Origin of the sequence: Actinomadura hibisca NBRC 15177, from assembly GCF_001552635.1 — a bacterium.
Taxonomy (GTDB): Bacteria; Actinomycetota; Actinomycetes; order Streptosporangiales; family Streptosporangiaceae; genus Spirillospora; species Spirillospora hibisca.
This window is the reverse complement of sequence record NZ_BCRO01000093.1, coordinates 46,085-53,496: the sequence shown is the minus strand read 5'-3', so window position 1 is coordinate 53,496 and position 7,412 is coordinate 46,085. Positions and strand designations below refer to the sequence as shown.

Genomic DNA, 7,412 nt, shown 5'->3' with positions numbered 1-7,412 from the left:
CAACGACACTCGAAGGGGCGAACCCTCAAGCGCCAAACCTTGGAAACAATCCCAGCAAATGCGACCCCCCAAACGGAGGATCGACTTGCCTCAAAGAAATCCCTGCCGACACCCGAAAGCATCAGCACGGGGTGACCAGGCACATTGGCCTGGTCTGTAAAGGCACTGGCTTTTAACACGCTGTTGAGTTCTCAAGAAACGGACACCCACCGCGCTTGACCCGCTACTCGCGAGCCCCGCTCCGGGGCAACCCTTCAAGCTTATCCGTTTCGCCCGTTTTGTCAAACTTTGGGCGATTCGGTCTCTCTCGCAACCCGGACGCGCGACAGCGTCGCGATCCTGGCTTCGGGAGGTCCCCCGGGCCGGCCGCCTCTCGGCGTCCGCTCCCCCGGGGGGCAGGTAGAACATTAGGTCGCTTGCGCGACACCGTCAAATCAGAGGTTTCAAGCTACGAAACCCCAGGTCAACGCCGGTTTAACGGCTCTCGAAACCCTTCTGATCGAGCCTCCTGTGACCCCACTGTGACGTGGATCTACCGAAGCTTTTCTCCCAGCAGGCCGAACGCCCGCCCGGGTTGACCCCGGACGGGCGTTCAGGTGCGTTCGCGCGCAGGACAGCAGCTCCGCTCAGGGAGCCACGACCTCCACGCCGCCGATGTTGCGCTTGCCCCGGCGCAGCACCAGGAAGCGGCCGTGCAGCAGGTCCGCCGCCTCCGGTGCCGCCTCCTCCGACTCCACCTTCGTGTTGTTCAGGTACGCGCCGCCCTGGGCGATGGTCCGGCGCGCCTCCGACTTGCTCTTGCACAGGCCCGACGCCGCCAGCAGGTCCGCCACCGTCGGCAGCTCGCCCGGAGGCAGCTCGGCGCGCGGGACCTCCGCGAGGGCCGCGCGCAGGGTGCGTTCGTCCAGTTCGCGCAGGTCGCCCTGACCGAACAGCGCGCGGGAGGCCGCGATCACGGCGGCGGTCTCGTCGGCGCCGTGCACCAGCGTGGTCACCTCCTCGGCGAGGGCGCGCTGCGGGATGCGGGCGGCCGGGCGCTCGGCGCCCTGCTTGAGCAGGTCCTCGATCTCCTCGCGGGAGCGGAAGCTGAACACCTTCAGCAGCTTCTCCACGTCCCGGTCGTCGGCGTTGATCCAGAACTGGAAGAACGCGTACGGCGAGGTCAGTTCGGGGTCGAGCCAGTAGGTCTCGCCGCCGGCGGTCTTGCCGAACTTGGTGCCGTCGGCCTTGGTGAGCAGCGGGGTGGTCAGCGCGTGCGCCGAGCCGCCCTCCACCCGGCGGATCAGGTCCACGCCCGCGGTCAGGTTGCCCCACTGGTCGCTGCCGCCGGTCTGCAGGCGGCAGCCGTGCCGGCGGTACAGCTCAAGGAAGTCCATGGACTGGAGCAGGACGTAGCTGAACTCGGTGTAGCTCATTCCGGTCGTGTCCAGCCGCGACTTGACGGTGTCGCGGGCCAGCATCTTGTTCACCGGGAAGTGCTTGCCGATGTCGCGCAGGAACTCGATGGCCGACATGGGGCCGGTCCAGTCGAGGTTGCTGACCATGGTCGCGCCGGTCGGGCCGTCGTTGAAGTCCAGGAACCGGGAGACCTGGCCGCGGATGCGCTCGACCCAGGCGGCGACGGTGTCCTCGGAGTTCAGGACACGTTCGGCGCTCTTGCCGCTGGGGTCGCCGATCAGGCCGGTGGCCCCGCCGACCAGGCCGAGCGGGCGGTGGCCCGCCTGCTGGAAGCGGCGCAGGGTCAGGATCTGGATCAGGTTGCCCAGGTGCAGGGAGGGCGCGGTCGGGTCGAAGCCGCAATAGAGCGTGACCGGCCCCGCGGCGAGCATCGCCCGCAGTTCGTCCAGGTCAGTGGACTGCGCGATCTGGTCGCGCCACGCGAGATCATCCAGGATGTCGGTCACGTTCTCCCTCGTCTCCGACGTGCGTTCGGTACGTCCACCAGCATGTCCGATGGAGCACCGATCACGGTAACGGGTTTCGGGGCCCCGCCGCTGGTCGGGGCCATGGGCGGTATCAGCGGCCGCCGAGGAACCAGCGGGCGGGGACGAACGTCTGGTGGCCGCTCGCGAAGTGCACCCGGACGCCTTCGGGGCGCCACTCGGCGGCGGTGATGCGGGGCTTCCCGCCGCCGGGGGCGATGCCGTCGAGCTGGACGCGGTGGCCGTAGTCGGGGCTCTCGCGGTGGGTGATCCACAGTTCGTAGGGGCGGTGCCGGCGCAGCAGGAGGGTGTGCACCTCCACCAGCGCCGCGCTGTAGGTGGCCTTGTCCGTGTAGGTGTCCGGGGTGGGCTGCGTGGACCTGCTGATGGTCGTGCGATCGCTCACCGCGCCGTCCACGGCCACGGTCAGGGTGGTGAGCAGCACGCCCAGGACGAGCGGGGCCAGCGCGCGGGGGACGCGGCGCTCAGCCATGGGTCGTCTTGCGCTTGCGCGGCACGTGGACGCGGTACGGGGAGACGGTGGGGTCGCCGTCGGCCCAGAAGCGCCACGGGGTGTCCTTGGCGGAGCTGACGCCGGTGCGCGGACCCGTCCGGATCAGTGCGGGGTCGGCGGGCTCGCCCGGCAGGGCGCGCAGGGTGGAGGCGGGGTCGCAGACGTCCAGGCCGTTGTGCTCGCGGACGATGCCGAGCGCCTGGCACAACCGTGCCGGGCCCCGGGCCAGGTCGCGGACCGTGGAACGGGGGCGGCGCTCGCGGGCCAGGTCCTCCCCCACGACGATCTCTCCGGCGCGCAGCAGGACGGCCGAGGACATGCCGTCGGGCCCGCACACCAGGTTCACGCAGAAGTGCATCCCGTAGGTGAAGTACACGTAGGCGTGGCCCGGCGGCCCCCACATGACGTCGTTGCGGGCGGTGCGGCCCCGGTAGGAGTGCGAGGCGGGGTCCAGCGGCCCGGCGTACGCCTCGACCTCGGTGAGGCGGACCGCGACCTCGCCCTCGGGGGTGGTGTGGCTGAGGACGCGGCCCAGCAGCGCGGGCGCGACCTGCTCCACGGGCCGGTCGAAGAAGTCGCGGGGCAGCAGCGCGTCCATGTCCTCACCTGATCGTCGAAAGGTCCCGGCCGGGCGGTCACGTTACCGCCCGGCCGGGACCGGGTGCGCCGGTGCGTCAGCCTTCGGAGCCGGCCGCCCAGGCGGCGTGCTCGTCGACCTGGGCGCGCAGCGCGGTGAGCTGCTCGCGGACGCGGTCGGGGGCGGTGCCGCCGAACGCCTTGCGGGAGGCCAGCGCGCCGGGGACGTTGAGGACCTCGCGGACGTCGGGCGTCAGGTGCGGCGACACCTTGGCCAGCTCGTCGTCGGTGAGGTCGTCGAAGTCCTTGTCGTTGACCTGGCACCACACCACCAGGTGGCCGACGACCTCGTGCGCGTCGCGGAAGGCGACGCCGCGCCGCACCAGCAGCTCGGCGAGGTCGGTGGCCAGCGCGAAGCCCTGCGGGGCCAGCTCCTCCAGCTTCTCGGTGTTGACGCGCATGGTGGCGATGAGGCCGGACATGGCGGGCAGCACCAGCAGGAGGGTCTCGACGGCGTCGAAGGCGCCCTCCTTGTCCTCCTGGAGGTCGCGGTTGTAGGTGAGCGGCAGGCCCTTGAGGGTGGTCAGCAGGCCGACCAGGTGGCCGATGAGGCGGCCGGCCTTGCCGCGCGCCAGCTCGGCGACGTCGGGGTTCTTCTTCTGCGGCATGATCGACGACCCGGTGGCATAGGTGTCGTCCATCTCGATCCAGCGGAACTCCTGGGAGGCCCACAGGACGATCTCCTCGCCCAGGCGCGACAGGTGCACGCCGATGAGCGCGGCCGCGAACAGGAACTCGGCGACGAAGTCGCGGTCGCTGACGGCGTCCATGGAGTTGGGCGCGGCGGCGTCGAAGCCGAGTTCGGCGGCGGTGGCCTGCGGGTCCAGCGGCAGCGAGGAGCCGGCGAGGGCGCCGGAGCCCAGCGGGGACACCGAGGTGCGCTTGTCCCAGTCGCGCAGCCGGTCGATGTCGCGGGTGAGCGGCTGGACGTGCGCGAGGAGCTGGTGCGAGAACAGCACGGGCTGGGCGTGCTGGAGGTGGGTCATGCCGGGCGCGGCGACGCCGAGGTTGTGCTCGGCCTGCGCGATGAGGGCGGTCTCCAGCTCCACCAGGCGGCTGACGATCTGGCGGGCGTGGTCGCGCAGGTACAGGCGCAGGTCGGTGGCGACCTGGTCGTTGCGGCTGCGGCCGGCGCGCAGCTTGCCGCCGAGGGCGCCGAGGCGCTCCAGCAGGCCGCGCTCCAGGGCGGTGTGCACGTCCTCGTCGGCGACGGTGGGCCGGAACTCGCCGCTGCGGCAGGCCCCCTCCAGGTCGTCGAGGGCGCCGATCATGCGCTCCAGCTCGTCGTCGGTCAGCAGGCCCGCCCGGTTGAGGACGCGGGCGTGCGCGCGCGAGCCCATCAGGTCGTAGGGGGCGAGCCGCCAGTCGAACTGGACGCTCACCGAGAGCCGCGCGAGCGCGTCCGACGGGCCGCCTTCGAACCGGCCGCCCCACAGACGCGTCGGTGCCTTGGTCACGGAAATCCTCTTCTTCCCACCGTCTTGTTGTCTGGTCCCCTGCACGGATACACCGTGGACCCCGGTCGTGCCAAACCCCGCGCCGCGGCCGGGGGGACGGGCGTGTCCCGCTCCCCCGGCCGCGCGCGGGTCAGCCCTGGGCGCGGTCGCGCCTGGCGGCGATCTTGCTGGGCAGGCTCCACAGCTCGACGAAGCCCTTGGCGAGGCTCTGGTCGAAGGTGTCGCCGGTGTCGTAGGTGGCCAGGTCGTAGCTGTAGAGGGAGGCGTCGCTGCGCCGCCCGGTGACCACGGCCGTGCCGGCGTGCAGGGTCAGCCGCACCTCGCCGGACACGTGCTTCTGGGCGTCGACGATGAAGGCGTCCAGGGAGTCCTTGAGCGGGGAGAACCAGAGGCCGTCGTAGACGAGCTCGCCCCAGCGCTGGTCGACCGAGCGTTTGAAGCGGGCGAGGTCGCGCTCGACGGTGACGTTCTCCAGCTCCATGTGCGCGGCGATCAGCGCGATGGCGGCGGGGGCCTCGTAGACCTCGCGGCTCTTGATGCCGACGAGCCGGTCCTCGACCATGTCGATGCGGCCGACGCCCTGGGCCCCGGCGCGCTTGTTCATCTCGTCAATGATCTGGAACGGGGTGAGCGCGCGGCCGTCGAGGGCGACGGGCACGCCCGCCCGGAAGGTGACGACGACCTCGTCGGCCTCGCGCGGCTGGGCGGGGTCGGCGGTGTAGTCGTACAGGTCCTCGATCGGGCCGTTCCAGATGTCCTCCAGGAACCCGGTCTCCACGGCCCGGCCCCACAGGTTCTGGTCGATGGAGTAGGGCGACTTGGCCGACACCTCGATGGGCAGGCCGCGCTCCTCGGCGAAGGCGATGGCCTTGTCGCGGGTCCAGGCGTAGTCGCGGGCCGGGGCGATGACCTTCAGCTCCGGGTTCAGCGCCGACAGCCCGGCCTCGAAGCGGACCTGGTCGTTGCCCTTGCCGGTGCAGCCGTGCGAGACCACGGTGCCGCCGAACTCCGCGGCGGCGGCGACCAGGTGCTTGACGATCAGCGGCCGGGACAGGCCCGACACCAGCGGGTAGCGGTCCATGTAGAGGGCGTTGGCGCGCAGCGCCGGGACGCAGAAGTCGCGGGCGAACTCCTCCTTGGCGTCCACCACCACGGACTCGACCGCGCCGCAGGCCAGGGCCCGCTTGCGGATGGTGTCCATGTCCTCGCCGCCCTGACCGAGGTCCAGCGCCACGGCGATGACCTCGCCGCCGGTCTGCTCGGCGAGGTAGGGGATGGCGACCGAGGTGTCCAGGCCGCCGGAGTACGCGAGTACGACGCGCTCGCTCATGTTCGTGTGTCTCCTGTACGAAGGATGTGGCTGCGGATCGGGTTGCCGTGCGGGTGCGCGGGGCGGCGGTGCGATGGCGCGGCCCTGCGCGACGTCGGGGACCGGGGCGCGGACGGCCCCTAGCTTCGTCGTTCCCGCCCGGCGGCCAGCTTGAGGAGGGCCCGCGCGAGGTCCTCCCCTCCGTCAGGGTGGCGGGAGATGACCAGGATCGAGTCGTCTCCCGCGACGGTGCCGAGGATGGTCGGCCATTCGGCGTGGTCGATGGCCGAGGCGAGGTACTGCGCGGCCCCGGGCGGGGTGCGCACGATGACCAGGTTGGCCGACGCCTCGGCCGAGACCAGCAGCTCGGCGGCCAGCCGGGTGAGGCGGCCGTCGAAGGTCTCGGCGGCGCCGGTGCGGGCGCGGCGGATGCGCTCGCCGCCCTCACCGGGCACGGCGTAGATCAGGCTGCCGTCGTCGGCGCGGAGCTTGACCGCGCCGATCTCCACCAGGTCCCGGGACAGGGTGGCCTGGGTGACCTCGACGCCGGCGTCCAGCAGGAGCTTGGCGAGCTCCCCCTGGGAGTGCACCGGGTGCCGGGTCAGCAGCTCGATCACCCGGGCGTGCCGGGCGGCCTTGGTCATCGGGGTGGTCATGGGGCGGACTTCTCCAACAGCCACGTCAGCAGGGCCTTCTGGGCGTGCAGGCGGTTCTCCGCCTCGTCCCAGACACGGCTGTGCGGGCCGTCGAGGACCGACGCGGCGATCTCCTTGCCGCGGTAGGCGGGCAGGCAGTGCAGCACGACCGCGTCCGGCGCGGCGAGCGCGAGCAGTGCCTCGTCCACAGCGTAGGGCTCGTAGCGGGCGATGTCCTTGCCTTCCTGCCCCATCGACACCCACGTGTCGGTGGCGAGGACGTCGGCTCCGGCGGCGGCCCGCTTCGCGTCGGCGGTCACGGTGACCGATCCGCCGGTCTGGGCGGCGATCTGCTCGGCGCGGGCGACGACCTCGGGGTCGGGCGGCAGGGTGTCGGGCGCGGCGATCCGCACGTGCATCCCGGCGGTGGCGCAGCCCAGCAGGTAGGAGTGGGCCATGTTGTTGGCGCCGTCGCCGAAGTAGGCGAGGGTGACGCCGGCGAGGTCGCCCTTGGCCTCGGCGACGGTCTGGAGGTCGGCGAGGATCTGGCAGGGGTGGAACTCGTCGGTGAGGGCGTTGACGACCGGGACGGTGGTCCCGGCGGCCATCTCCTCGATGCGCTCCTGCCCGGCGGTGCGCCACACGATCGCGCTGACCTGGCGTTCCAGGACGCGCGCGGTGTCGGCGATGGTCTCGCCGCGGCCGAGCTGGCTGCTGCCGGCGTCCATGACCAGGGCGTGGCCGCCGAGCTCGGCGATGCCGACGGCGAAGGAGATCCGGGTGCGGGTGGAGGGCTTGTCGAACAGCACCAGCACCGACTGCGGGCCCTCCAGCGGCCGACGGGAGAACCGGTCGGCCTTGAGGGCGGCGGCCAGCGCGAGCACCTCGGCCTGCTCGGCGGGGGTGAGGTCGTCGTCGCGGAGGAAGTGCCGGGTCATC

At 71.7% G+C, this 7,412-nt stretch carries 7 protein-coding genes; all 7 read right to left on the bottom strand.

Features of this window, described 5'->3' with window-relative positions; translation table 11 throughout:
* Positions 1 to 626: 626 nt before the first annotated feature.
* Positions 627 to 1,904, bottom strand: coding sequence for a tyrosine--tRNA ligase (gene tyrS, locus AH6_RS34720; RefSeq protein WP_067488724.1), 1,278 nt, complete (start codon positions 1,902 to 1,904; stop codon positions 627 to 629).
* A 112-nt stretch (positions 1,905 to 2,016) separates the two neighbouring features.
* Entirely contained in the window at positions 2,017 to 2,415 is a 399-nt protein-coding gene (locus AH6_RS34715; protein ID WP_067488723.1) for a hypothetical protein, read from the bottom strand.
* A complete protein-coding gene (locus AH6_RS34710) occupies positions 2,408 to 3,034 on the bottom strand; it encodes a DNA-3-methyladenine glycosylase (protein ID WP_067488722.1) in 627 nt (208 codons plus the stop codon). The genes AH6_RS34715 and AH6_RS34710 overlap by 8 nt, the downstream gene beginning before the upstream one ends.
* A gap of 76 nt (positions 3,035 to 3,110) precedes the next feature.
* On the bottom strand, positions 3,111 to 4,529 hold the full coding sequence (gene argH, locus AH6_RS34705) for an argininosuccinate lyase (RefSeq protein WP_157431907.1): 1,419 nt from the start codon (positions 4,527 to 4,529) through the stop codon (positions 3,111 to 3,113).
* A gap of 130 nt (positions 4,530 to 4,659) precedes the next feature.
* The gene (locus AH6_RS34700; protein ID WP_067488718.1) at positions 4,660 to 5,859 is read right to left on the bottom strand and encodes an argininosuccinate synthase; all 1,200 of its coding nucleotides are present in this window, start codon (positions 5,857 to 5,859) and stop codon (positions 4,660 to 4,662) included.
* Between the two features lie 119 nt (positions 5,860 to 5,978).
* Positions 5,979 to 6,494: an arginine repressor gene (locus tag AH6_RS34695; protein WP_067488716.1), complete on the bottom strand. Its 516-nt coding sequence runs from the start codon at positions 6,492 to 6,494 to the stop codon at positions 5,979 to 5,981.
* On the bottom strand, positions 6,491 to 7,411 hold the full coding sequence (argF, locus tag AH6_RS34690; RefSeq protein ID WP_067488714.1) for an ornithine carbamoyltransferase: 921 nt from the start codon (positions 7,409 to 7,411) through the stop codon (positions 6,491 to 6,493). The genes AH6_RS34695 and argF overlap by 4 nt, the downstream gene beginning before the upstream one ends.
* Position 7,412 lies beyond the last annotated feature (1 nt).

Excerpts from the sequence above, each read along its gene's own strand:
- AH6_RS34715 (WP_067488723.1), bottom strand. The coding sequence starts at position 2,415 with ATGGCTGAGCGCCGCGTCCCCCGCGCGCTGGCCCCGCTCGTCCTGGGC.
- AH6_RS34710 (WP_067488722.1), bottom strand. The coding sequence starts at position 3,034 with ATGGACGCGCTGCTGCCCCGCGACTTCTTCGACCGGCCCGTGGAGCAG.
- AH6_RS34700 (WP_067488718.1), bottom strand. The coding sequence starts at position 5,859 with ATGAGCGAGCGCGTCGTACTCGCGTACTCCGGCGGCCTGGACACCTCG.
- AH6_RS34695 (WP_067488716.1), bottom strand. The coding sequence starts at position 6,494 with ATGACCACCCCGATGACCAAGGCCGCCCGGCACGCCCGGGTGATCGAG.
- argF (WP_067488714.1), bottom strand. The coding sequence starts at position 7,411 with ATGACCCGGCACTTCCTCCGCGACGACGACCTCACCCCCGCCGAGCAG.